Origin of the sequence: Lachnoanaerobaculum sp. Marseille-Q4761 (assembly GCF_017565785.1) — a bacterium.
Taxonomy (GTDB): Bacteria; Bacillota; Clostridia; order Lachnospirales; family Lachnospiraceae; genus Lachnoanaerobaculum.
This window is the reverse complement of record NZ_JAGEKB010000002.1, coordinates 710,712-734,650: the sequence shown is the minus strand read 5'-3', so window position 1 is coordinate 734,650 and position 23,939 is coordinate 710,712. Positions and strand designations below refer to the sequence as shown.

At 37.3% G+C, this 23,939-nt stretch carries 23 protein-coding genes; all 23 read left to right on the top strand.

Translation table 11 applies throughout. The features are described 5' to 3' along the window. Positions 1-10 precede the first annotated feature (10 nt). The 23 genes from J4O15_RS10760 to acrC all read left to right on the top strand — a co-directional run bounded on the left by J4O15_RS10760 (position 11) and on the right by acrC (position 23,933). A complete protein-coding gene (locus J4O15_RS10760; protein WP_208100748.1) occupies positions 11-2,179 on the top strand; it encodes a DUF4434 domain-containing protein in 2,169 nt (722 codons plus the stop codon). A gap of 121 nt (positions 2,180-2,300) precedes the next feature. Then, positions 2,301-3,650, top strand: a complete 1,350-nt coding sequence (locus tag J4O15_RS10755) for an extracellular solute-binding protein (RefSeq protein WP_208100747.1) — start codon at positions 2,301-2,303, stop codon at positions 3,648-3,650. A 103-nt stretch (positions 3,651-3,753) separates the two neighbouring features. After that, positions 3,754-4,662 carry a carbohydrate ABC transporter permease gene (locus tag J4O15_RS10750; protein WP_009220195.1) on the top strand — a complete coding sequence of 303 codons (909 nt, stop codon included), beginning with the start codon at positions 3,754-3,756 and terminating at the stop codon, positions 4,660-4,662. A 1-nt stretch (position 4,663) separates the two neighbouring features. Then, entirely contained in the window at positions 4,664-5,548 is an 885-nt protein-coding gene (locus J4O15_RS10745; RefSeq protein ID WP_009220196.1) for a carbohydrate ABC transporter permease, read from the top strand. A gap of 23 nt (positions 5,549-5,571) precedes the next feature. Continuing rightward, positions 5,572-6,423 carry a MurR/RpiR family transcriptional regulator gene (locus J4O15_RS10740; protein WP_208100746.1) on the top strand — a complete coding sequence of 284 codons (852 nt, stop codon included), beginning with the start codon at positions 5,572-5,574 and terminating at the stop codon, positions 6,421-6,423. A 348-nt stretch (positions 6,424-6,771) separates the two neighbouring features. Continuing rightward, positions 6,772-7,920, top strand: a complete 1,149-nt coding sequence (gene rpoD / locus J4O15_RS10735; protein WP_040457672.1) for an RNA polymerase sigma factor RpoD — start codon at positions 6,772-6,774, stop codon at positions 7,918-7,920. Then, the gene (locus J4O15_RS10730) at positions 7,917-8,570 is read left to right on the top strand and encodes an epoxyqueuosine reductase QueH (protein ID WP_208100745.1); all 654 of its coding nucleotides are present in this window, start codon (positions 7,917-7,919) and stop codon (positions 8,568-8,570) included. The genes rpoD and J4O15_RS10730 overlap by 4 nt, the downstream gene beginning before the upstream one ends. 77 nt (positions 8,571-8,647) lie before the next feature. Further along, complete coding sequence (locus J4O15_RS10725; RefSeq protein ID WP_009220200.1) at positions 8,648-8,914, top strand: HPr family phosphocarrier protein; 267 nt, start codon at positions 8,648-8,650, stop codon at positions 8,912-8,914. A 108-nt stretch (positions 8,915-9,022) separates the two neighbouring features. Then, entirely contained in the window at positions 9,023-9,265 is a 243-nt protein-coding gene (locus tag J4O15_RS10720) for an HPr family phosphocarrier protein (RefSeq protein ID WP_208100744.1), read from the top strand. Between the two features lie 192 nt (positions 9,266-9,457). Beyond that, positions 9,458-10,000 (top strand): 2-C-methyl-D-erythritol 2,4-cyclodiphosphate synthase, encoded by a 543-nt coding sequence (ispF, locus tag J4O15_RS10715; RefSeq protein WP_208100743.1) that lies wholly within the window; start codon positions 9,458-9,460, stop codon positions 9,998-10,000. 10 nt (positions 10,001-10,010) lie between these two features. Next, positions 10,011-11,420, top strand: coding sequence for a cysteine--tRNA ligase (cysS, locus tag J4O15_RS10710; protein ID WP_208100742.1), 1,410 nt, complete (start codon positions 10,011-10,013; stop codon positions 11,418-11,420). Beyond that, positions 11,405-11,860: a Mini-ribonuclease 3 gene (locus tag J4O15_RS10705; RefSeq protein WP_208100741.1), complete on the top strand. Its 456-nt coding sequence runs from the start codon at positions 11,405-11,407 to the stop codon at positions 11,858-11,860. The genes cysS and J4O15_RS10705 overlap by 16 nt, the downstream gene beginning before the upstream one ends. Continuing rightward, positions 11,853-12,608 (top strand): 23S rRNA (guanosine(2251)-2'-O)-methyltransferase RlmB, encoded by a 756-nt coding sequence (gene rlmB / locus J4O15_RS10700; protein WP_208100740.1) that lies wholly within the window; start codon positions 11,853-11,855, stop codon positions 12,606-12,608. The genes J4O15_RS10705 and rlmB overlap by 8 nt, the downstream gene beginning before the upstream one ends. Next, positions 12,598-13,551 carry an L-lactate dehydrogenase gene (locus tag J4O15_RS10695; RefSeq protein ID WP_208100739.1) on the top strand — a complete coding sequence of 318 codons (954 nt, stop codon included), beginning with the start codon at positions 12,598-12,600 and terminating at the stop codon, positions 13,549-13,551. The genes rlmB and J4O15_RS10695 overlap by 11 nt, the downstream gene beginning before the upstream one ends. Positions 13,552-13,660: 109 nt before the next feature. Next, positions 13,661-14,518, top strand: coding sequence for a MerR family transcriptional regulator (locus J4O15_RS10690; RefSeq protein ID WP_009220207.1), 858 nt, complete (start codon positions 13,661-13,663; stop codon positions 14,516-14,518). 391 nt (positions 14,519-14,909) lie between these two features. Then, positions 14,910-15,419 (top strand): DUF1097 domain-containing protein, encoded by a 510-nt coding sequence (locus J4O15_RS10685; protein WP_040457665.1) that lies wholly within the window; start codon positions 14,910-14,912, stop codon positions 15,417-15,419. A gap of 24 nt (positions 15,420-15,443) precedes the next feature. Continuing rightward, on the top strand, positions 15,444-16,652 hold the full coding sequence (locus J4O15_RS10680) for an FAD-dependent oxidoreductase (RefSeq protein WP_208100738.1): 1,209 nt from the start codon (positions 15,444-15,446) through the stop codon (positions 16,650-16,652). A gap of 10 nt (positions 16,653-16,662) precedes the next feature. Continuing rightward, positions 16,663-17,925: an NAD-dependent dihydropyrimidine dehydrogenase subunit PreA gene (gene preA, locus J4O15_RS10675; protein ID WP_208100737.1), complete on the top strand. Its 1,263-nt coding sequence runs from the start codon at positions 16,663-16,665 to the stop codon at positions 17,923-17,925. Between the two features lie 20 nt (positions 17,926-17,945). Continuing rightward, positions 17,946-19,316 carry a dihydropyrimidinase gene (gene hydA, locus J4O15_RS10670; RefSeq protein WP_208100736.1) on the top strand — a complete coding sequence of 457 codons (1,371 nt, stop codon included), beginning with the start codon at positions 17,946-17,948 and terminating at the stop codon, positions 19,314-19,316. A 101-nt stretch (positions 19,317-19,417) separates the two neighbouring features. Continuing rightward, positions 19,418-20,674, top strand: coding sequence for a Zn-dependent hydrolase (locus J4O15_RS10665; RefSeq protein ID WP_208100735.1), 1,257 nt, complete (start codon positions 19,418-19,420; stop codon positions 20,672-20,674). 64 nt (positions 20,675-20,738) lie between these two features. Beyond that, positions 20,739-21,194: a beta-alanyl-CoA:ammonia lyase gene (locus J4O15_RS10660; protein WP_208100734.1), complete on the top strand. Its 456-nt coding sequence runs from the start codon at positions 20,739-20,741 to the stop codon at positions 21,192-21,194. A gap of 11 nt (positions 21,195-21,205) precedes the next feature. Then, positions 21,206-22,777, top strand: coding sequence for a CoA transferase (locus tag J4O15_RS10655; RefSeq protein WP_208100733.1), 1,572 nt, complete (start codon positions 21,206-21,208; stop codon positions 22,775-22,777). Between the two features lie 13 nt (positions 22,778-22,790). Beyond that, a complete protein-coding gene (acrC, locus tag J4O15_RS10650) occupies positions 22,791-23,933 on the top strand; it encodes an acryloyl-CoA reductase (RefSeq protein WP_208100732.1) in 1,143 nt (380 codons plus the stop codon). Positions 23,934-23,939: the final 6 nt, after the last annotated feature.

Sequence of the window (23,939 nt, the reverse complement as noted above, 5' to 3'; positions counted from 1 at the left end):
TAATGCGAATTTGGCATACTCAAAGGAGTCGGATTCAAATTGTAATATATTACTTGGTAAAAGTTATGAAGTTAGTTCTGAAGCCAGTGAAATTTATCCTGATACAGGTGGAGAAATAACTGATGGGAATTATGCCTTACCATATTTGACTGAACAAGGTTGGCAAGGTAGAGAAAACATAACTTCATATACAGTTACTGTGGATTTAGGTAAAATAACAAATATTGTCGGATTTAAGGCGGATTTTTTCAGATATGAAAATGCAGGAGTTATTTTGCCTGATTCAGTCAGTCTTAGTGTATCAAAAGATGGAAATAACTATATAGACATATGTAGCGGTATAAAGTCAACGGTTTTCGATGAAATAAGCTCAGTAGCATATGTAGGTAATGCAAAAGAAAAGAATGTTTCAGGACGTTATGTACGATTGACAGTAAGCGGTAGGCAGTGGTCATTTATAGATGAGTGGGAAGTATATAGTTTTAAAAAGAAAAAGAATGTTGAATCTCGTTTTTATGGAACATTTGTACAGCCTGAATTATGTGAAAAGTGGACAGAAAGTGAATGGGAGAGAGAATTTGCTTTAATGAAAGACGTTGGCATGGAACATTTAATTTTGCAATGGACTGCTGACTCAAAAAATATGACAACAGTGTACCCATCAGATATTTCAGGTTTTGAGCAGAACACAACATCAGATTTAGTTGCTAAAGTTTTGAATATGGGAGAAAAATACGATATTGATGTTTATTTGGGCTTACAATTAAACGAAGATTGGTTTGGCAAGTATACCGGAGATCAAGCTTGGATTAATGAGCAAGGAGATGTAGCTGTCTCTTTGGCAAGTGACTTGTGGATGAAATATAAAAATTCTTCATCCTTTGCAGGTTGGTATCTGAGCTTTGAGGTGGATAATTGGAATTTTAAGGATGAGTCTCAATGGAAGATACTGACAGATTTTTATAATAAATTAACAGACAGTATAAACGGTTTTGAGGAACAGAAACCAATTATGATTTCACCATTTTACAATACTGTTGGCGGTTTGAATTCAAAACAATGGGAAGATATGTGGGGATATATACTTACACATTCTAAAATTGATATTTTAGCATTGCAGGATGGAGTAGGTGCCGGTCATGTAAAGAATGAAAAACTGGCTGAATGGTTTAAGGCTACATACAATGCGATTAAGAAGAGCAAATCAAAGACTTCCTTATGGGCGGATGTAGAAACATTTGACTTGGATAGACAACCGATGCCTACAAAAGAGATGATTGCAGATATTAATGCAGTATTACCATATGTTGATAATGTTACATGCTTTAGTTTTAATCACTATTTGAGCCCTCAACAGGTACCGGAAGTATACTATGAAACTTATAAAGAATACGTAGATAGCGGTAGTTTAGATAGTAGCTTGCCTTCAACACCTCAAAATATCTTTGCAGAAAACAGGGGGAGTTTGGCAATCGAATTAAATTGGACTTCTTCTTCTGACAATGTGGGGGTTGCCGGTTATAATATTTATAGAGATGGAGTTTTGGTAAAAAAGACATATACAGAAAACGATGAATTTATGGATGTTCAATTGGAGCCACAAACAAGTTATAAATATATTATAACCGCCAGGGATGCAGCAGGTAATGAATCAAAAAAATCAGAAGCCGTTGTAGCCTCAACCTCTTCAAAAACAAATTATGACACATTGCTGTCAATTGGAAAACCATATACATATGGTGTAGCAAATCCGAACTATGATCCAAAGGGAAGCAAACTTGAATTGTATAAAGATCCTATGTTAAAAAAACTGACTGACGGAAATTTTGGTTCCGGTAGATATGATGATGGAACTTGGGTAGGTATAGAAAATGGTAAAATTTTATCTGTTACAATGGATTTACAAAAGTTAGAATATATTCATGAAGTAGAGATGGAATTTAAACAGGATATTTCAGCATATATTTTTTTGCCTTCTTCAGTAAAAGTAGAGATTTCACAAGACGGAAATACTTTTGTGGAAATAGGAGATACAGGGCAGGCAGTAATAGGAAAAATATCAGGGAATAAAACTTTAAGGATTATTACAGATAAGGAAGTGTCAGCAAGATACATAAGATTTACAATACATCCGGGAAGCTTTGCATGGACATTTTTAGATGAATTAACTGTAAGGTAAGAAAAGCAGATGTCAAAAACAAAAAATTGATAAAGTCAAAGTTTTTGTTTATAATATAAAAGTTTTTACTTAAATTTATTTCAAGTGAAATGAAAAACTCATCAAGGAGGAAAGAGGAAATATGAAGAAACTATTGTTAACAGGATTGACACTTACAGCGGCAGGAATGCTTGCTGCATGTGGTGGAGGAAAGGCAGAGCAGACAAGTGCGGCAGCTGATTCACAAGCTGAAACAAAGCAGGAAGCACAGGCAGGCGAGGCGACAGAGCTATCACTTTGGACATATCCTGTAGGTAAGTGGGGCGATGCGGCAACAGTGGAAGGTATCATTAAGAATTTTAATGAGAAATATCCGAATATCAAGGTATCTGTAGAGTATCTTGATTATCAAAACGGTGATGACCAGATCAATACAGCTATCGAAGGAAAGCAGGCACCTGATATAGTACTTGAGGGACCTGAAAGACTTGTAGCCAACTGGGGTGCTAAGGGACTTATGGTGGATTTAAAGGATTTATTCGAGAAAGATTCAGCTTCAGATATTTATGATCCTGTAAAGACGGCATGTAAGAGCCCAAGCGGTGAATACTATGAGTATCCTGCATTTATGGTTGCACATTGCATGGCTGTTAACAAAACAATGTTTGAGAAAGCTGATGCATTACAGTATCTTGATTTAGATACACATACATGGACTACAGAGAATTTCTTAAAGGCGGTTCAGGCTGTATATGATTCAGGACAGCAAAATGTAGGAGCTATTTACTGCAGTTCACAGGGTGGAGATCAGGGAACAAGAGCATTGGTAAACAATCTTTACTCAGGTACATTTACAGATAAAGAGCACACAAAATATACAGTTGATTCAGCTGAAAATGTTAAGGCATTACAGGCAATTGTAGATCAGGCAGGTTTAAACTTCGATCCTTCTATAGCAGGTGGTGATGAGATTACATTATTCAGAAACGGTACACTTGCAATGGCATTCTGCTGGAATGCTTCACAGCAGACAAATGCAGACAATGGTCCTGCAGGAAAGACAAATGCCGGAGATGAGATAATACCTATGTTATTCCCAAGTGATGACGGAGCTACAGAGCTTTGCGGCGGTATCTGGGGATATGGTATCTTTGACAATGGAGATGCAAATAAGATCGAGGCTGCAAAAACATTTATAGATTTCGTATGTAATGATGAGGCACAGGTAAAGGAAAGTGTAAAGGCTTCAGGTTTCTTCCCGGTTAGACCTTCTGTAACAGGCGTTTATGAGGGAACAGAGACAGCTGATACAATGAAGCTTTTTGAAGAGAAGTTTATGCCTTCAATGGGTGATTACTATCAGGTTACAAAGGGATGGACTACAGCTCGTACAGAGTGGTGGAATATGCTTCAAAGAATCGGTACAGGCGGTGATGTGGCAACAGAGGCTGCAACATTTACAACCAATGCCAATGCGGCGGCTGCACAGTAAAGATTTAACAGTGCTATATTGATTATTAAAAGTTAGATAATCCAACATATTATAAAATGTTGCTAAAGAAAATCTTTAGCAACATTTTTTAGAAAGGGGAAACATGGCTAAAGTTGTTTATACCGGCAGATCAAAAGAACTGGTAAGAAGAGAAACTGCATCTGCTTATATGTTTTTATTGCCGAGTCTGGTTTTCTTTATAGGTTTTGTAATAATACCAATGATTATATGTATTTATACAAGTTTTTTTGATTCCACAATGGGTAAGGATGCAAAGGATGTTTTTATCGGTTTCGGGAATTATATAGAATTGTTTAAAGATGGTATTTTTATAAAGGCATTAAAGAATACTTTTGTTATTGTTATTATTTCAGTTCCTGTAGTTTGTATATTTTCATTATGGGTATCATCCGTTATATATAATCTTAATGATAAAGTATTGTCGGTTTTCAGATGTATATTTTATCTTCCTGTAGTTACAGGTTCGGTAGCGGTTACAGTGGTTTGGAAATGGATGTATAATAATTATTACGGTATCTTTAATTATATAGGAAAGAGTACCGGAGTTTTAAAGACAAATATCAACTGGCTTGGAGATGAGAGATTTGCACTTATGTGCATAATACTTATTTTACTTACTACATCTGTAGGTCAGCCGATAGTATTATATGTATCCGCACTCGGAAATGTGGATAATTCATTGGTGGAGGCTGCACAGGTAGACGGTGCCAATGAGTTGCAATTATTCTGGAAGATAAAGTGGCCACAGATAATGCCGACAACATTATATATTTTGGTTATAACAACTATCAACAGTTTCCAGTGTTTTGCTCTGATACAGCTTTTGACATCAGGCGGACCGAATCATTCCACAGATACTGTAATGTATTATATATACTATATGGCATTTAAGATGTTCAGATACGGATACGGAAATGCAATGGGCGTGGTACTTGCAATATTTATAGCAGTATTGTCTGCACTTCAGTTTAGAGTGGCAAAGGAGAGATAATATGAAAACTTCAAATTCACTAAAAAAACTGTATAATATCGTATCAATTATTGTATTGATAGCTTTGGCTTTTTGCTTTGTATTTCCATTATATTGGATAGTTACGGGAGCATTTAAAACTCCTGTTTCAATAAACTCTCCGACACCTGACTGGATTCCCAAGGAATTAGTGATGGATAATTTTAAGAAGCTTTTTTCAAGACAGATGGCACCGGTTTTTGAATTGGGATTTATAAAGGGACCTGATGCACCTGCAGCCGTAAGATGGATGATAAATACTGTCTTTATGGCGATTATGGCTATGGTACTTACATGCATTACAGCATCTATGGCAGGCTATGCTCTTGCAAAGAAAAGATTTCATGGAAGAGTTTTATTATTTACTCTTATAGTATGTGCTATGGCATTACCTAAGCAGGTTATTTTAATACCGCTTATAAGGGAAATGTCCGCACTAAAGTTATACAATACTATATGGGCGGTTATACTTCCCACTGTAGGATGGCCTTTCGGTGTATTCTTAATGAAGCAGTTTTCTGAAGGAATACCTACAGAGATGCTGGAGGCTGCAAGGATTGACGGTGCAAATGAGTTTAAGACTTTTACAGATATAGTTTTTGAGATGGTAAAGCCGGGAGTGGGTGCATTGGCAATATTTACCTTTATTAACAGCTGGAATGATTATTTCATGCAACTTATAATGTTAAGTTCCACTTCCAATTTGACAATATCGCTAGGTATTGCTAAACTACAAGCAGAAAACTCGACGGATTTCGGACTTATAATGGCAGGAGCTACACTGGCTGCAGCGCCTATACTTATTGTATTTATTGTTTTACAAAAATATTTTACAAAGGGTATTACTCTGGGTGCTGTAAAAGGTTAGACTCCGTTAGAAAAGAGGGGAAAATGATATACGAAAAATCGGTGATTCCAATAATAGAATCAAAATATACACTTTTTACAAATACAGAAAAAAAGATAGCGGATTATTTTTTACAATGTGACACAAATATGGATATAAATATCCAAAATGTGGCGGAGCAATTATATGTATCTCAGGCATCTATTTCAAGATTTGCAAAGAAATGCGGCTTTGTGGGATTTAGAGAGTTTATATTTGCTTATCTTGATAGTGCCAGAGTGAAAAAGCCTAATGGAAACAGTACTACACAGAATGTATTTAATACATATCAGGACCTTTTGAATAAGGCATATTCACTTCTTGACAATGACCAGGTTCAAAGAGTTGTAAAAATGCTTGTAAATTCCAAAAAGGTGATTGCGGTAGGTAAGGGTAGTTCCGGATATGCTGCCAGTGAGATGGAAAGCCGCTTTGTAAGGGTTGGACTTGATATAGATGCACTTACCGATTCGGACAGAATAAGAATGCAGTCGGTATTTTTAAAGGATGGTGATACTGTAGTGGCATTCAGTATCAGCGGAAAAACCGAGGATATTATATTCCTCTTAAAGCATGCACATGACAGAGGTAAAAAGACAGTGTTTTTCACTGCTGCGGACAATCCGTATTTACATGAGTTTTGTGATGAAGTGGTTTTGGTAGCTTCACTTGAATATTTGGAGAACGGGAATTTGATTTCACCTCAGTTCCCTATGTTGTTGGTACTCGATCTTATATACAGCGAGTATATAAATATAGACAGCGTATTTAAGAGTGCGATTTTGGAAGATACGGTTACTACATTAAATAAGAAGGAAGACGATAGAAAGTTTTATATGATGCGTTCTCCAAGGTAGGGGGCATAGTATTTTTTTATAGTTTGTTTTATTATTTATGCTGAAAATAGAATAATTAATATCTTGAAAAACTGCATTAAAAGCATTATAATGTCAATGCAGATAACAAGTAAAATAAAATGGGTATTTGTATACCTTTATATTATTGGTAGCTGCAAAAGAGGGAAGAACTGAGGTTTTTGCCTCTTTAAGCGTTACAAATCAATTTGATTTGTATTTAGAAATAAAAGATAGATATGCCTGTTAAAGGTAACTATTTGTGAAGGGATGATCTTAGTGGCTAAAGAAAACCGAAATACTACAGGAAATAAGGCATCAAAAAGTATTGAAACCGTAAGCAAAAAAAAGATGTCACCGCCGGAGTTTTTACAAAAGCTTGAAGACCTTGTAAATAAGGGAATTGCTTTGGATATGAAGCTCAGTATAGGTGAAATAAATGATTTCTTTGCGGATACGGAATTAAATACGGAAAGCATAGAACAGATTTATTCATATCTTGAGAATAAGGGTATTGAGATTAACGAAGACAGTGTAGATGATATGAATATCGATATTGATAATATCGATAATATTACTGATGAAGATTCATTACTCTTAGATGATGATGAATTTGATAAGGACTCTGAAGAGGATATAGACCTCAGTGCAATAGATTTGCTTGAGGGTGTAGGTACTGAGGATCCGGTGAGGATGTATCTGAAGGAAATCGGTACAGTGCCTCTTTTGACGGCAAATGAAGAACTTGAGTTGGCAAAGAGAAAACAGGATGGCGATGAGTATGCCAAACAGCGTCTTATAGAAGCAAATCTTCGTTTGGTGGTAAGTATTGCAAAAAGATATACCGGAAGAGGTATGAGCTTTTTGGATTTGGTACAGGAAGGTAATCTGGGACTTATAAAGGGGGTAGAAAAGTTTGACTACACTAAGGGATTTAAACTTTCAACCTATGCCACATGGTGGATCAGACAATCGGTAACCAGAGCTCTTGCGGATCAGGCAAGAACTATAAGAGTACCTGTACATATGGTTGAGACCATCAATAAGATGAGCAAGATGCAAAGAAAGCTCACATTGGAGCTTGGATATGAGCCAAGTGTGACCGAGCTTGCAAATGAGCTTGGTATGACGGAAGAAAAAGTAATGGAAATAATGCAGATAGCCAGAGAGCCGGCTTCTCTTGAAACCCCTATAGGTGAGGAAGATGATTCAAATCTTGGAGATTTTGTGGCTGATGCAAATGTTTTAACTCCTGAGGGAAATGTAGAATCTGTGATGCTTAGAGAGCATATAGATACATTGCTTGGAGATTTGAAAGAAAGAGAGAGACAGGTTATCGTGCTTAGATTCGGTCTTGAGGACGGACATCCAAGAACCTTGGAAGAGGTTGGAAAGGAGTTCAAGGTCACAAGGGAGAGAATAAGACAGATAGAGGCTAAGGCTCTAAGAAAGCTTAGAAATCCTGTCAGATCAAAGAGAATCAGAGATTTTTTGGCATGATAAAGAGAAATTTACAAAAAGAATTAGAAGAAATTATAAAGAAAGAGGAAGCTTTGGGTAATCGCCCAAGGCTTCTTCTTCATGCCTGCTGTGCCCCCTGTTCATCATATTGTATGGAATATTTGGATAAATACTTTGATTTAACCATATTTTTTTATAATCCCAATATTGACGATGCCAAAGAATACGAGCTTAGAGTGGAAGAGGCAAAAAGGCTTATAAAAGAAATGGATTTTATCGGTGAGGTAAAACTTATAGAAGGTGACTATGATCCGTCTATTTTTCACAGCAAAATAAAGGGATATGAAAATGAAAAAGAGGGTGGAAAAAGATGTGATATCTGTTTTGAACTGAGATTGCATGAGGCTGCAAAGGCAGCCCTAGACTACGGTTTTGATTATTTTACCACCTCACTTACCATTTCACCTATGAAAAATGCCGATAAACTTTGTGAGATAGGTGAGGCGGTGGCAAAGGAGTATAATGTAAAGTATTTGCCGAGTGATTTTAAGAAAAAGAACGGATATAAAAGATCTGTTGATTTATCAAAGGAGCATGAACTTTACAGACAGGATTATTGCGGTTGCTCTTTTTCAAAGAGAGAGTCCATAGAAAGGGCAAAAGCAAGGGAGAATACATTTGACGATTGATGTAGTTTGATTTATAATAAAACAGTATTGTTATGTCAAGGATCAAAAAGATCTTGAAATATGAAAGGAAGATTCTTATGTTAAGTAGAAAAATTACTATTAAAAATCCTTCAGGTTTACACTTGCGTCCGGCAGGAGTTTTGTCACAAACTGCAATGAAATTCAAGTCGGATATAATAATAGAGTATGGTGAGAAGAAAATAGTTGCAAAGAGCGTACTTAATGTTATGGCGGCAGGTATCAAGTCAGGTACGGAGGTAACTTTGGTAGTTGACGGTGAGGATGAAGAAGAGGCAATGAAGACTCTGGTGGAGGCTATTGAATCAGGTCTCGGTGAAAAATAATTTTTTGAATTTAACATATCTTACTTGACAAATACCTATACAAGTGATTTAATAGGATATCGTATTTTGGATTGTCCAAGATACAAGGTTATTAAATGAGGTATAGATATGAAAGAGAGAAAAATCCGCCTTCAGTCCGTCGAAGATGCGAAGAACTTTGTAAAAGTTACTACGGAATGTGATTTTGATGTGGATTTATGTGATAATAGTATAATAATCGACGCAAAATCTATTATAGGAGTACTGAGCATGGATCTTAGACATGTTTTGATGGTAAGATACTATGGCGAAAATGAAGCATTGGAAGCTTTTTTAGATAACCATATGGATGGAATTGTAAAAATAGCTTAAAGATATTTATGAGATTCTCATAAATATGTGAAATATTGAACCGGCTTGTCCGGTAGTTGTTTAACATACAGGCAGGTCTTAGACTTGCCTGTTTTTTAGTATAAGAGGAGCAGAAAGAAAATATTATAATATGATAAAAGCCGCAAAAAAATATAGCGGGCATACAGCTCTGCCCCTTTATGAGAGGTAATCATGAGAATAGGACATGGATATGATGTGCATAGACTTGTGGAAGGAAGGAAGTTGATAATCGGAGGTGTTTTGATAGAGCATAGTTTGGGATTGCTCGGTCATTCCGATGCGGATGTACTTTTACATGCTGTAATGGACAGCCTTCTCGGCGCTGCAGGTCTTGGAGATATAGGAAAGCACTTTCCTGACAGTGCGCAGGAATATAAGGATGTAAGCAGTGTAGTGCTTTTGAAAAAAGTTGCTAATATACTTGACGAGAATGCATATATAATAGAAAATATAGATGCAACTATTATTGCTCAAAAGCCGAAGCTTGCACCATATATTGAGAAGATGAAGGAAGTTATATGCAGTACACTAAAAATATCATTAAATCAATTAAATATAAAGGCAACAACTGAAGAAGGGCTTGGCTTTACAGGAAATGAAAGCGGTATATCGGCACATAGTGTTTGTCTTTTAAACTCTGTAAGAGATGCATTTTATGTATCGAGGGATATGAAGGACTGTACAGCATGTGACGGATGTCGGGGTAAAGGATAAAAGGTAAATTATGAAGATTTTTAATACACTTTCCAGAAGAAAAGAAGAATTTGTACCTATTGAAGAGGGGAAAGTAAAAATGTATGTCTGCGGACCTACAGTTTATAATTTGATACACATCGGAAATGCCAGACCGATGATTTTTTTTGATACAGTCAGAAGATATTTTGAGTATAGGGGCTATGATGTAAACTATGTTTCAAATTTTACCGATGTGGATGATAAGATAATCAATAAGGCTATAGAAGAGGGAGTAGAGGCTTCAGTAATTTCTACAAGATATATAGATGAGTGTAAAAAAGATATGGAAGCCATGAATGTGCTTCCTGCCACAAAGAACCCTTTGGCAACAGAAGAGATAGACGGTATGGAGGAGATGATAGGCAGTCTTATAGAAAAAGGGCATGCCTATGTTGCTAAGGACGGTACGGTATATTTTAGAGTAAAGAGTTTTGAAGATTATGGCAAGCTCTCTCATAAGAATATAGATGAACTTCAATCAGGCTTTAGAGAAATAAAGGTAAAGGGTGAAGAGGATAAGGAAGACAGTAATGACTTCGTACTTTGGAAACCGAAAAAAGACGGTGAACCTTATTGGGATTCACCATGGTCAAAGGGAAGACCGGGCTGGCATATAGAATGTTCTGTAATGAGCAAGAAATATCTTGGGGATCAGATAGATATACATGGTGGAGGTGAGGATCTTATATTCCCACATCATGAAAATGAGATAGCGCAATCAGAGTCTGCAAGCGGTAAAAGCTTTGCCAATTACTGGATGCACAATGCCTTTTTAAATATTGATAATAAAAAGATGAGTAAATCTCTGGGAAATTTCTTTACAGTGAGAGATATCAGCGAAAAGTATGATTTACAGGTGCTTAGATTTTTTATGTTGTCGGCACATTACAGAAGTCCTCTGAATTTCTCGGCAGAGCTTATGGAGGCTTCAAAGAACAGTCTTGAAAGAATACTTACAGGAGTGGAAAATATCAAGGATGTCCAAAAAAGAAATAATGCAGATGCTATTACCGATGCAGAGCTTTCAAATCTTGAAATAGCAAAAGTTTTGAAAGATAAATTTGTGATTGCAATGGATGATGATTTTAATACAGCCGATGCCATTACTGCTATTTTTGAACTTATAAAGCTTTCAAATACTTCGTTAAATGAGAAGAGTACAGTTGAATATGCCAACGGGCTTTTAAATATTATATTGCCTCTTTGTGATACATTGGGAATTATTACAGAAAGAAAAGTAGAGATTCTTGACAGTGAAATCGAGGATTTAATAGAGCAGAGAACTTCGGCAAGAAAGAATAAGGACTTTGCACTTGCAGATAAGATAAGAAATGAACTTCTTGAGATGGGTATAGTACTTGAAGATACCAGAGAGGGAGTAAAATGGAAGAGATCTTAGATTTTCTTCTAAAGCCCTTTAATATAGAAAGAAGAGATGCAAAAGAGTTCTCACCACTGGTACTTGCATATATAGGTGATGCGGTATATGAACTTATAATAAGAAGCATTCTGGTATCCGGAGGAAACAGACCTGTCAATAAGCTGAATAAGGATGCAACTTCTCTTGTAAAGGCGGGCGCACAGGCACAGATAATAAAGCTTATTACTTCGGAACTGAGTGAGGAGGAGTTTATTATCTTTAAAAGAGGCAGGAATTCATCACCTCATACCATGGCAAAGAATGCAAGTATGTCGGATTATAAACATGCTACAGGATTTGAAAGTCTTATAGGTTATTTATATTTGAATAATCAGTTTGAAAGAGCACTTTGGATTGTAAGAAAAGGTCTTGAAAGATTTTTGGAAAATAATGATATTGGAGTAAAAATATATGAATGAAAATGCCATCGAAGGCAGAAATGTAGTTATAGAAGCTTTTAGAGGCGGTAAGACTGTTGATAAATTGTATTTACAGGACGGTTTGAAGGATTATACTATTTCTACAATACTCAGAGAAGCAAAAAAGCATGGTACATATGTAAACTTTGTAAGCAAGGACAGGCTGGACACAATGAGTGAAACCGGAAAGCATCAGGGAGTTATTGCAATTGTTGCGGCTTATGAATATGCAAGTGTAGAAGATATTTTGGAAAAGGCAAGGCAAAAAAATGAGCCTCCATTTGTATTTATACTGGACGGTATAGAGGATCCCCATAATCTTGGAGCCATCATAAGAACTGCAAATTTAAGCGGTGCTCATGGAGTTATAATACCAAAACACAGGGCGGTGGGACTTACCGCAGCGGTCGCAAGAGCTTCCGCAGGCGCTATAAATTATACTCCGGTTGCCAAAGTCACCAATATAAACAAAACCATGCAGGAGCTGAAAGATGCAGGAATGTGGTTTGTTTGTGCAGACATGGGCGGCGAAAAGATGTATAATATTGATTTGACGGGAAGTATCGGACTTGTAATAGGTAATGAGGGAGACGGAGTAAGTGAAAGTGTTAAGAAAAATTGCGATTTCATAGCTTCTATACCTATGAACGGTGATATTGATTCACTCAATGCATCTGTTGCCTGTGGTGTATTGGCTTATGAGATAGTCAGACAGAGGATTGCGAAAGGAGCAATATATGAAAAGTGATAAGAGAAAAGTTGTTCTTGTGGGATGCGGTATGGTCGGCATGAGCTATGCATATGCCATGTTAAACCAAAATGTTGTGGACGAGCTTGTTCTTATAGATGTAAATAAACTTAGAGCCGAAGGTGAGGCTATGGACTTAAACCATGGTTTGGCTTTTTCAGGCTCACATATGAGGATTTGGGCAGGAGATTACAGTGACTGTACAAATGCGGATATTGTTGTAATATGTGCAGGCGTAGCTCAGGCACCGGGAGAGAGCAGAAGAGATCTCTTAAAGAGAAATATGGAAGTGTTCAAATCCATTATAGATCCTATTACAGAGAGCGGATTTAACGGAATATTCCTTGTGGCCACAAATCCTGTAGATATAATGACTGAGATTACATATAAGCTTTCAGGGTTTAATCCGAGAAGAGTAATCGGTTCAGGTACGGCACTTGACTCTGCAAGACTCAGATATCTGCTTGGATCATATATACAGGCAGATCCAAGAAGTGTGCATGCCTATGTTATAGGTGAACATGGTGATTCGGAGTTTGTGCCATGGTCAAATGCAATGCTTGCAACAAAGCCTATTAAGGACCTGATTGCGGAATCAAAGGGCAAATTAAATATAGAAGAACTTGACCGTATAGAAGAGGATGTAAGAACGGCTGCATATAAGATAATTGAAGCTAAGAGAGCGACATATTACGGTATAGGAATGAGTCTTACAAGAATCACAAAGGCAATACTTGGTGATGAAAACTCGGTACTTACAGTATCTGCGAATTTGCGTGGAGAATATGGACAGAATGATGTTTTTGTCGGTGTTCCATGTGTAATAAACAGTGCCGGAATACAAAGAATTTTGGAGTTTTCTCTGACCGATGAGGAAAAGGCTAAGTTTGCAAAATCATGTGATGAGCTCAGAGCGACATATAATGATTTGGATGAGAAATAAATATTAAAATAATATTTTGCCGGATATTATAAGGCAAAACTGATAAGTGCCATAAGAATAAATTTATTTTGGCACTCTTGACATCTTTGTTTTATTTGGGAGGAGAGGCTTGAAAGAGAAATATTATTCTATTGGAAGGGTATCTGAAATATGTAATATACCGATAAAGACTTTAAGATATTATGATAAAATAAATGTAATGGTTCCAAGGCATAGGCAGGAAAACAATAATTACAGGTATTACAGCCATGACCAGATGGTCAGATTGTTTATAATAAAGCGGCTCAGATATCTTGGGTTTTCATTGGAAGAAGTAAGGAATATATTAAAAGAGAATGATATTCAAAAAATAGAACATATTGTGGAAAAAAAGATAGACTCCATAAAAAACGAGATTACGGAGTTAAATAAAAAATATGAAGAAGCTTCCACATTAAAAGATAAAATCCTTAAAGCTGAGAAAATACTGGAAAACAGTGAAAGTTACAATGTGCTTAACTCCTTTAAGTTGGAAAAACAAAGGGAAGTATATGTTTTTGGAAAGACCACTATGATGCAATCCTATAAAAATGAGAATGTGAGTCTGGAAAAGTGGATTGATATTATAGAGTCGGCTAAAGAAAGAAATTTGAATATTCAAGGTGATATACTGGTATCTTATCATACTGAAATGTTCGGACAGTTTATTCACAGGGATTGTGAAGTGGAATTTTCCATTGTAGTGGAAAATGATATAAAAGATATTGAAGTAAAAAAATTTGGGAATTTCCTTGCGGCAAATGCTATACATGTAGGAGAATACAGTGATATAGTGCATACCTATATTTCATTAAAGAGATGGATAGAAGATAATGATCTGAAAGTAGACGGACCTGTAACCGAAAGATTTATGCTTTCCCCTGTGGATTTACCAAATACAAGGTCTCATATAGTAAAAATAATAGTACCTGTAAAACCAAGAAATTAAATCAATCAATTTTTTTGAATAAAAAGTCTCCACCAGGTGGAGGCTTTTTTATTATGCTCAAATACTGTTCAAAAAAATAGAGATGGATATATCTAACAAAAACAGAGGGTTCAAATTGTGTAAGATTACTTTCAATAATCAGCAATATATACAAAAATATAAGTTTTGATGTAGAAGCATAAATTAATTATATGTAAAAAAAGATATTAATCAATAAATTTATAGGAGATTAAAATGAAATAAAGATAAAATATATAATGAATTCATAAATTTTTAAGTTGAATATACAATAGCTGTATATTTTAAGATAATAGCTAGTAAAAGAGATTTAGCGTCAATTATAGTTAATTATTTAACATTAAAAATAAAATATCGAGGAAAGGAGGACAGTATGGCAGGCTTTATTATATCAAATACCATATCCAACATAATTGTATGCGGACTATGGACATACATATCAGCTATGTTTGCAGGTCCCTTGATAGCAACCTGGGTAGGATTTGCAGGATGTACATCCTATTATACGGCAGGATGCGGTAAGAACGGTTTTATCAGATCGATATGCAGCAATATGGCAGGAATATTGATCGGATGTACTATCATTTGGTTATGTGTGAATGTAAACGGAAGTCTATGGTTTAACGGACTTATAACCGGAATATTCAGTGGAGTTATTATCTACATTACACACTGTGATTTGACCAGATTTGCAACATGTACATTTATGGGTGGCTTTAGTGCATTTGCATCAGGTGGCAATTGGAAAATGCTTGTTATTTGCTTTATCTTAGGAAATATCGTTGGGCTCACATCAGATTATTTAGGAAGATTTATTTTAGCAAAGTTTTTCAAGAAAACCGATAAAAAAGACTGGGTCATTGCTAAATTTTTAGAGGATTAAGAATCAAAAGTAAGGGGTTTTAATATGAGCAAAATTTTAAAATTGGCATATGGCATGGAAAAGTCAACAGGCTTTAATTACAGACTTGCCATGGAGGAAGCGTCCAGATGTCTTCTATGTGAAGATGCACCTTGTTCAAAGGGCTGTCCTGCCGGGACAGATCCTGCTAAGTTCATTCGCTCACTTAGATTTAAAAATATAAAGGGTGCGGCAGAGACAATAAGAGAAAATAATCCATTGGGCGGTTCATGTGCCTGGGTATGTCCTTATGACAGAATGTGTGAAGAAGAATGTAGCAGATGTGGAATAGATAAGCCTATACAGATAGGTAAAATACAAAGATATCTTGTTGAAGAAGAACAGGCTGTGTCTGCAAAATTTGTCGGTGCGGGCAAGAAGATAGGAAAAAAAGTGGCACTTATAGGCGCAGGTCCCGCATCACTGGCATGTGCAAGAGAACTTGCGATTGCAGGAGTGGATACAACAATTTTTGAAAAACAGGCTAAAGCAGGTGGAGTACTTAGATACGGTATCACTCCTACAAGACTTCCGGACAGGGTAGTGGATTTTGATATAGAGCTTATAAAAGAGCTTGGAGTAAAATTTGAATTCGGCAAAGAGATCAAGTTTGAAGATATAGCAAAGCTTAAGAATGATTATGATGCCGTATTTGTCGGAGTCGGACTTTGGGACTCAAAAAAAGTAAATATAGAGGGTAGCGAACTTAAGGGGGTTGAATCCGCCATTGATTTCTTGTTCAAGGCAAGAACAGGTGAAATAAAGGAATTACCTGAGAGAGTAGTTGTAATAGGTGGCGGTGATGTGGCAATGGATTGTGCTACAACAGCAAGACAATTAGGTTCAGAGAAAGCATGTATTTGTTATCGAAGAAGTATAGAAGAAGCGCCTGCAAATATTGATGAAATTTCATTTGTAAGAGAAATGGGTATACCTATTTACACAGGCTTTGCACCTGAAAAAATCTGTGGAGAAAATGGCAGAGTGACAGGACTTGTTGCAAAGGGAATGAAGGATGACAATGAGATGACATTGAAGGCTGATATGGTAATCTTTGCCATAGGTCAGGAACAGGTTGAAGAGTATAAAGATTTTGTAGCCGGAGACGGAGTATTTTCAGGCGGAGATGCATTACATGGTGTAGGTATAACAGTGGTAGAGTCTGTTCATGAAGGAAAAGAAGCAGCTTACCAAATATTGGATTATATAAGGTGAGGAGATTAATATGGCTTTAAAAAAAGATTTATCAATAAATTTTTTAGGTGTTGATTGTGAGAATCCTTTTTTTCTATCTTCTTCACCTGTAGGCAGTAATTATGAAATGTGTGCAAAGGCACTAAGAGCCGGTTGGGGTGGTATTTTCTATAAAACAATCAGTGTTTTTATACCAAATGAATGTTCTCCAAGATTTGATATAGCATCAAAAGAGGGAACTCCATGGACCGGATTTAAAAATATGGAGATGACTTCGGATAAGCCGAATGAAGTAAACTTCGGATTTATAAAGCAATTAAAGAAGGATTTTCCGAATAAAGTGATAGTTTCAAGTATCATGGGTGCAAGTGATGATGAATGGGCAATACTGGCTAAGGAATCTGAGAAAGCCGGAGCGGATATGATTGAATGTAATTTCTCATGTCCACAGATGACATCATCCACTATGGGTTCAGATGTAGGACAAAATCCGGACTTGGTAAAGCATTATTGTGAGGTGGCTTCTTCAAGTACCAAATTACCGATAATTGCGAAGATGACACCGAATCTTGGCAATATGGAGATACCTGCCAGAGCTGCACTTGAGGGCGGTGCAAAGGGAATAGCCGCTATCAATACTGTGAAATCTATTACAAACCTTGATATAAATTTAAGAACAGGTATGCCGGTTGTAAACGGAAAGTCCGCAATATCGGGTTACTCCGGTGCAGCTGTAAAGCCTATAGCACTTAGATTTATATCGGATTTGATGCATGATCCTGTTGTAAGCAAGGTGCCTATAACCGGTATGGGCGGTATAGAGACCTGGAGAGATTGCCTTGAGTTTTTGATGCTTGGTGCATCAAATCTTCAGGTAACAACAGCGGTAATGCAGTATGGATATAGAATTGTTGAAGATATGATAAGCGGTATATCACATTATATGAATGATTATGGAATAAATAAGCTTCAGGATATAGTGGGAAGTGCCGTAGGAAATATTGTCGGTGCGGATGACCTTGACAGATCATATAAGATTTTGGTCCGAATTGACAAAGAAAAATGTGTTAAATGCGGAAGATGCTATGTATCATGTTTTGATGCTGCACATCAGGCTATTGAATATGATTATGAAACCAGAGTTCCGACAATAAATGAAGAAAAATGTGTTGGATGTCATCTATGCTTAAATGTTTGTCCGGTAATGCATTGTATAACTCCGGGTAAACTTGTATATAAGGATAAGAATGACAATCATACTGTTAACTTAAAGGAAAGTAATAGTTATCTATAATATATTCGGGGGGAATATTTATGTTGGATTTAATTATTAAGGGTGGTATGGTAGTTACGGCTATTGATAGTTTTTTATGTGATGTAGGTATAAAAGACGGCAAGATTGTAGAGATGGCTGTGAATACGGATAAAGAGGCAAAGGAAGTAGTTGATGCTACAGGCAAGCTGGTGCTTCCGGGTGCTTTGGATGTACATACACATCTGGCTATGCCGTTTGGCGGAACTATTTCGGCTGACAGTTATCTGTCAGGAACCAAAGCGGCAGCCTGTGGAGGTGTTACCACAATCTTTGATTACCCTGTTCAGAGAAAAGGTGGCACTATTATGGATTTGATAAACTCCAAAAAAGCCATCCTGGAAAAAGAAGCATGTGTGGATTGGGCATCACACTGTATCATTACAGACTTTAATGACGGTCAAATACTTGAAGAGATGGAAGAGGCGGTTAAAGAAGGTATTACCTCTTACAAATGTTTCATGGTATATAAAAAAGCCGGAATGATGGTAGATGACGGAATGTTTGCGACCTTACTGCTTAGAGCAAAGGAACTTGGAGCATTGGTAAATGTTCATGCTGAAAACTCCGATATGATCGATTATTTTGAAGCAAAGTTCGAAAAAGAAGGAAAGACGAGCCCATGGTATCACTATCTTGCCCGTCAGGAGTTTGTAGAGGCTGAGGCGGACAAAAGAGCTCTACACTGGTGCAAGCATTTGGATGCACCCCTCTACATTGTTCATATGGCTGATAAAGAAGGGCTTGAGGCATGTATAGAAGGAAAGAAAGAGGGAGTACCTATTTATATTGAAACCTGTCCTCAATATTTGGAATTTACATGTGATGTTTATAAGAGAGAGGACGGAAGAAACTTTGTATGTTCACCTCCTATAAAGGGTGAGGAGAGCAGGCAGGCTCTTTGGGAAGCAATAAAGAAAGACCAGGTGGATGTAGTGGCTACAGACCATTGTCCTTTCCAAAGCTATGAAAAGGATTGGGGAATAGACGATTTTACAAAGATCCCGAACGGATGCGCAGGATTGGAAAATTTATATCCATATATGTTGGATGCGGCAAATTCGGGAAAGATAACATTTTCACAGGCTGTAGCACTTTGCTCAACAAATCCGGCAAGAATATTCGGCTGTGATAAAAAGGGTGCTGTAAGAGTGGGAAATGATGCGGACATAGTTATTTATGACAGGGATAAGGATTTTACCATAAGTGTAAATAATATGCATTCAGACTATGACCATACAATATGGGAAGGAAAGAAGCTTCATGGATATCCTGTAAAGACATTCCTTAGAGGACAACTTGTCTATGACAATGGAGATTTTGTAGGAAAACCGGGAATGGGTAGATTCGTTAAGAGAGTACCAAGAAGCTGAAGTATTTAATAAAAATTTTATTCCACTGTCACTACTTTAGAAGCTTATATGTAGTGACAGTATGAATTTACAAACAATATCTTGTTTTAATAGGGGGTTATATGTATAAGTGTAGCGAAGAAAGAATGGCGGATAAGATTAAAACTATGAGCGGATTCGGTGATGCGGGACATGGCGGTATTACCAGATATTCTCTCTCAAAAGAAAATCTTATGGCAAGAGCGGAATTTAAAAAGAGAATGGAAGCTATAGGTGCAAAAGTAAAGACTGATGATATGGCAAATATGTACGCAACACTTGAGGGTAGTGATCCTACATTACCGGCGATTGTAATGGCTTCACATTCAGATTCTGTAAGAAATGGCGGAAACTATGACGGTATCTTGGGTGTAATGGGCGCAATGGAGGTTTTGGAAACCGTTGCCGACCAAAAGATACCTCATAAGCATAATCTTGTGGCAATGATTTGGACAAATGAGGAAGGCTCATTATATCCTCCTGCTATGATGTCATCGGGCGTTATATGCAATGAGTATTTGCCGGAAGAAATCGGAAAGAAATTCCGTCATGAGGATATGCTTGCATCCACATCGGTTCTTGATAAAACAAAGACCTTTAAAGAGGCACTTGAAGCTTCAGGATATAAGGGAGATAAAGCTAACAGATTAAATCCTAAGGATTATATGGCTATGTTTGAGCTTCATATCGAACAGGGACCGATTCTTGAGGCAGCAAAGAATGATATCGGAATAGTTACCTGTGTGCTTGGAATGATAAACTACAGAATAAAGACTTTCGGTCAGTCGGATCATGCGGGAACCACACCTATGCCATATAGAAAAGATGCATTATATGCTGCTGCCAAGCTTTTACAATATCTGCATGATGAACTTGATAAGCTTGATAAGGCACTCGTATACACTACAGGCGAAATAGTATGTCATCCTAATGTACATACAGTTATTCCTGATTTTGTAGAGTTCTCAATAGATGCAAGACATGAGGATCCTAAGGTTATCGAGCAGGTAGTGGAAGTAATAAAGAATATGCCGAAGGAAATCGTAGGCTGTACCACAGGATACGAGAGAGCATGGTCAAGAGATACGGTTTATTATGATGAGAAGCTGGTAGGATATGTTACAGAGGCTGTAAATGAGCTCGGATATTCAAATCAGAGAATAAATTCAGGAGCAGGACATGATGCACAGTTTGTAAGTTATATGATGCCTACTACAATGATATTTGTTCCTTCAAAAGACGGTCATTCACATTGTGAAGAGGAGTTCACACCGGTGGATCAATGTACAAAGGGTGCCAGTGTACTTTTAAATGCAGTATTAAAATGTGATGCACAATAATAATAGAACGGTTGTTGGGGTCAAATACATTTTGGCCCCAATATTATAAAAACAGAGGTGTAAAATGAGTGTTAGAAAAGTAGCGGAATTAAACTATAATATGACAACTGCCGATGCAAACAATGTGGACGGGGTTATACCTTTTGGAAGGCAGTTTGATTTTATAGGTGATGTTGAAACAGAGCTTATGATATTAAATGACGGTGATGAATCTTTATGTCTTGGCTATACGGATGTTGAGCTGTATGAAGATGCATATGCAGGAGATCAGCTTAATTTCAGGGCGGAAATGTTAAAGGTAGGAAATACATCAAGGACATGCAGAATAAGCACATATAAGGTGGCTACCCCTGCATATAGAATGGGTATTAAGGATGCTAAGCCCGGAGATATGTATTATTTTGATCCTCCGAAATTGATTACGGAAGGTACTGTTGTACTTGTAGTAAAGAAAGAATTACAACGAGGAAATCAGCCAAGCGGTGAGGTTATCAACCCTTGGAGAGAGATTGAGCTTTAATAGGGGGGAGTATGAGTACAGAAGTTACATTAAGATATAGAATGTCCGACAGAGATGTTTTCTATGGAGGAGGAGTAGTAAACGGGGCAAGATCCATCACTTTGATGGAGGATACCGCTAATAGATTGATGACAAAGGTTTATGGCAATCAGAGCAGATGTGCAAAGGTAAGAAAGGTCAGACTTTTCGTACCATGTTTTGCCGGAGACTATATGGAGTTTAAGGCAAGACTTCTCGGAGAAGAAAACGGCAGAGCGGTTATAGAAGTTCGTTCATTTAAAATTGCCGTTATACCGAAAGAACCCGAGTTTGAAAGTTCTATAGATGTTTTAGAGGATCCACCGATTTCTACAGTATGTATATTTGAATATATTATTCCCAAAAAAAAGGAAGATAAAAAGAAAACTAAAGCGCTTGAGGGATTGAAAGTTCTTGATCTCACACATGCATATAACGGTCCTTTCTGTACCGCACTTCTCGCGGACAATGGTGCTGAAGTTATCAAGATAGAGCCGCTTACGGGCGATCAGTCCAGATATTGGCCACCAATGGATGATAATAGCGGCGAGAGTGGATTCTACGCTTTTATAAACAGAAATAAAAAAGGTGTTACATTAAATCTAAAGACGGATAAGGGTAGAGAGATATTTTATAATCTTGTAAAAGAAGCAGATGTGGTGGTGGAAAACTTCAGAGTCGGAGTAACAAAAAAATTAAAGGTTGACTATGAGACATTAAAGAAGATAAATCCTAGGATAATTTATGCTTCAGGAAGCGGCTTCGGACAATATGGTCCTTTCTCAAACAGACCATGTTATGATATTGTAGCTCAGGCACTTGGAGGTATGATAAATCTTACCGGTTATCCGGATGCACCTCCGGTAAAATGTGGAGTTTCAGTGGCTGATAATGTTACGGGAATTTATCTGTGCGTAGGTGTACTTATGGCTCTGTACAGAAGAAATATAAGCGGTGAAGGTCAACAGGTGGATGTGGCAATGGCTGATACTATCTTTACATTGCTTGAAAATGCTATTATTTATACCACTCTAAAGGGAATTATACCGCAGAGACAGGGAAATGTAGATGCTACAGTTTCACCGTTTAATGTATATGAAGCTAAGGACGGATATATTGCTTTGGGAGTAGGAACAGACAAGCTCTTTAAGCTGTTTTGCGATGTAATAGGCAGACCTGATCTTGTTACAAATGAAAAGTTTGCAACCAATGATTTAAGAATTAAAAATTACAATGACGGATTGCATGATATAGTGGTAGATTGGGTAAAGCAAAGAGGTAAGGCGGAAGTAGAGAGATTGTTTGAAGAGGTGGGAATACCTTGCGGACAGATACTTGATATGAAGGAAGCTATAGAACATCCACATTTTAAAGCAAGAGAAATGATGGTACATGTAGAACATCCTACTATCGGAGATATGTATATACAGGGTTGTCCTATTAAGCTGAGTGAGACTCCGGGAAGTGTAGATGCTCCCGCACCTTTACTCGGACAACATAATAAAGAAGTATACGGCTTTGATGATGAGACATTAAAGCAATTAAAAGAAGAAGGCATAATCTAGTGGAGGAAAAGAAATGGATTTTAATTTTTCCAAAGCGCAGCAAATGCTGAAAAAAACTGTGGCTGATTTTAGCGAAAACAGAGTAAAGCCAAGAGCAGAAGAAATAGACAAAAGCGGCAAGTTCCCCAAGGATTTATTCCTTGAAATGACAAAGATGGGACTGACCGGTATAGGTACTGATGAAAAGTATGGAGGAAGCGGAGGCAGCGATATTGAAAAAATAATAGCTGTGGAAGAGATAGCAAAACATTGTGCTTCTACCGCCGCCACCCTGTCGATTCATACTATCTTTGCCTCTGTGCTTGACAAGTTCGGTACGGAAGAACAAAAACAAAAGTATTTGCCTGATGTATGCTCGGGCGGAGAACTTGGAGCATTTGCACTTACCGAACCGAATGCAGGCTCAGATGCGGGAAGTGCGAGAACTACTGCAATATATGATGAGAGTAAAGAAGAATATGTGTTAAACGGTACAAAATGCTTTATAACCGGAGGAGGTCTTGCAAAGTATGTATTGGTATTTGCTCTTACCTCGCCGGAGCTAAAGACTAAGGGACTTAGCTGTATATTGGTAGAGCGTGGAACACCCGGATTTTCTATAGGAAAGATTGAAGATAAAATGGGATTGCACGGCTCTGAAACCGCTGAACTTATATTTGACAATTGCAGAGTACCTAAAGGGAATCTTATAGGACAACCCGGAAAGGGCTTTAAGATAGCTATGACAGCACTTGACGGTGCAAGAATAGGAATAGCGGCACAGGCTGTGGGTATAGCTGCCGGAGCTTTGGATGAAAGCATAAAGTATACAAAGGAAAGAGTGCAATTTGGCAGGCCGATTTCTTCGTTGCAGGGTTTACAATGGTATCTGGCTGAAATGGCTACCAAGGTGGAATGTGCAAGATGGATGACTTATAGGGCTGCAAGTTTGAAAGTAAGCGGATTGCCTCATACAAAGGAAGCCGCAATTGCCAAGTTTAATGCATCAAAAACTGCGGTGGAAGTAACGGATAAAGCATTGCAGATACATGGAGGATATGGTTATATGAGAGAATATCCGTCAGAGAGAATGTATCGTGATGCAAAAATAACGGAAATATATGAAGGTACTTCAGAGATTCATAAGGTTGTTATAGCCAGAGAAGTGCTTAAATAGGGGGTG

Bases quoted from the DNA above. Each gene is read 5' to 3' on its own strand.
- J4O15_RS10755 (WP_208100747.1), top strand. From the start codon at position 2,301: ATGAAGAAACTATTGTTAACAGGATTGACACTTACAGCGGCAGGAATG.
- J4O15_RS10750 (WP_009220195.1), top strand. From the start codon at position 3,754: ATGGCTAAAGTTGTTTATACCGGCAGATCAAAAGAACTGGTAAGAAGA.
- J4O15_RS10745 (WP_009220196.1), top strand. From the start codon at position 4,664: ATGAAAACTTCAAATTCACTAAAAAAACTGTATAATATCGTATCAATT.
- J4O15_RS10740 (WP_208100746.1), top strand. From the start codon at position 5,572: ATGATATACGAAAAATCGGTGATTCCAATAATAGAATCAAAATATACA.
- rpoD (WP_040457672.1), top strand. From the start codon at position 6,772: ATGTCACCGCCGGAGTTTTTACAAAAGCTTGAAGACCTTGTAAATAAG.
- J4O15_RS10730 (WP_208100745.1), top strand. From the start codon at position 7,917: ATGATAAAGAGAAATTTACAAAAAGAATTAGAAGAAATTATAAAGAAA.
- J4O15_RS10725 (WP_009220200.1), top strand. From the start codon at position 8,648: ATGTTAAGTAGAAAAATTACTATTAAAAATCCTTCAGGTTTACACTTG.
- J4O15_RS10720 (WP_208100744.1), top strand. From the start codon at position 9,023: ATGAAAGAGAGAAAAATCCGCCTTCAGTCCGTCGAAGATGCGAAGAAC.
- ispF (WP_208100743.1), top strand. From the start codon at position 9,458: ATGAGAATAGGACATGGATATGATGTGCATAGACTTGTGGAAGGAAGG.
- cysS (WP_208100742.1), top strand. From the start codon at position 10,011: ATGAAGATTTTTAATACACTTTCCAGAAGAAAAGAAGAATTTGTACCT.
- J4O15_RS10705 (WP_208100741.1), top strand. From the start codon at position 11,405: ATGGAAGAGATCTTAGATTTTCTTCTAAAGCCCTTTAATATAGAAAGA.
- rlmB (WP_208100740.1), top strand. From the start codon at position 11,853: ATGAATGAAAATGCCATCGAAGGCAGAAATGTAGTTATAGAAGCTTTT.
- J4O15_RS10695 (WP_208100739.1), top strand. From the start codon at position 12,598: ATGAAAAGTGATAAGAGAAAAGTTGTTCTTGTGGGATGCGGTATGGTC.
- J4O15_RS10685 (WP_040457665.1), top strand. From the start codon at position 14,910: ATGGCAGGCTTTATTATATCAAATACCATATCCAACATAATTGTATGC.
- J4O15_RS10680 (WP_208100738.1), top strand. From the start codon at position 15,444: ATGAGCAAAATTTTAAAATTGGCATATGGCATGGAAAAGTCAACAGGC.
- preA (WP_208100737.1), top strand. From the start codon at position 16,663: ATGGCTTTAAAAAAAGATTTATCAATAAATTTTTTAGGTGTTGATTGT.
- hydA (WP_208100736.1), top strand. From the start codon at position 17,946: ATGTTGGATTTAATTATTAAGGGTGGTATGGTAGTTACGGCTATTGAT.
- J4O15_RS10665 (WP_208100735.1), top strand. From the start codon at position 19,418: ATGTATAAGTGTAGCGAAGAAAGAATGGCGGATAAGATTAAAACTATG.
- J4O15_RS10660 (WP_208100734.1), top strand. From the start codon at position 20,739: ATGAGTGTTAGAAAAGTAGCGGAATTAAACTATAATATGACAACTGCC.
- J4O15_RS10655 (WP_208100733.1), top strand. From the start codon at position 21,206: ATGAGTACAGAAGTTACATTAAGATATAGAATGTCCGACAGAGATGTT.
- acrC (WP_208100732.1), top strand. From the start codon at position 22,791: ATGGATTTTAATTTTTCCAAAGCGCAGCAAATGCTGAAAAAAACTGTG.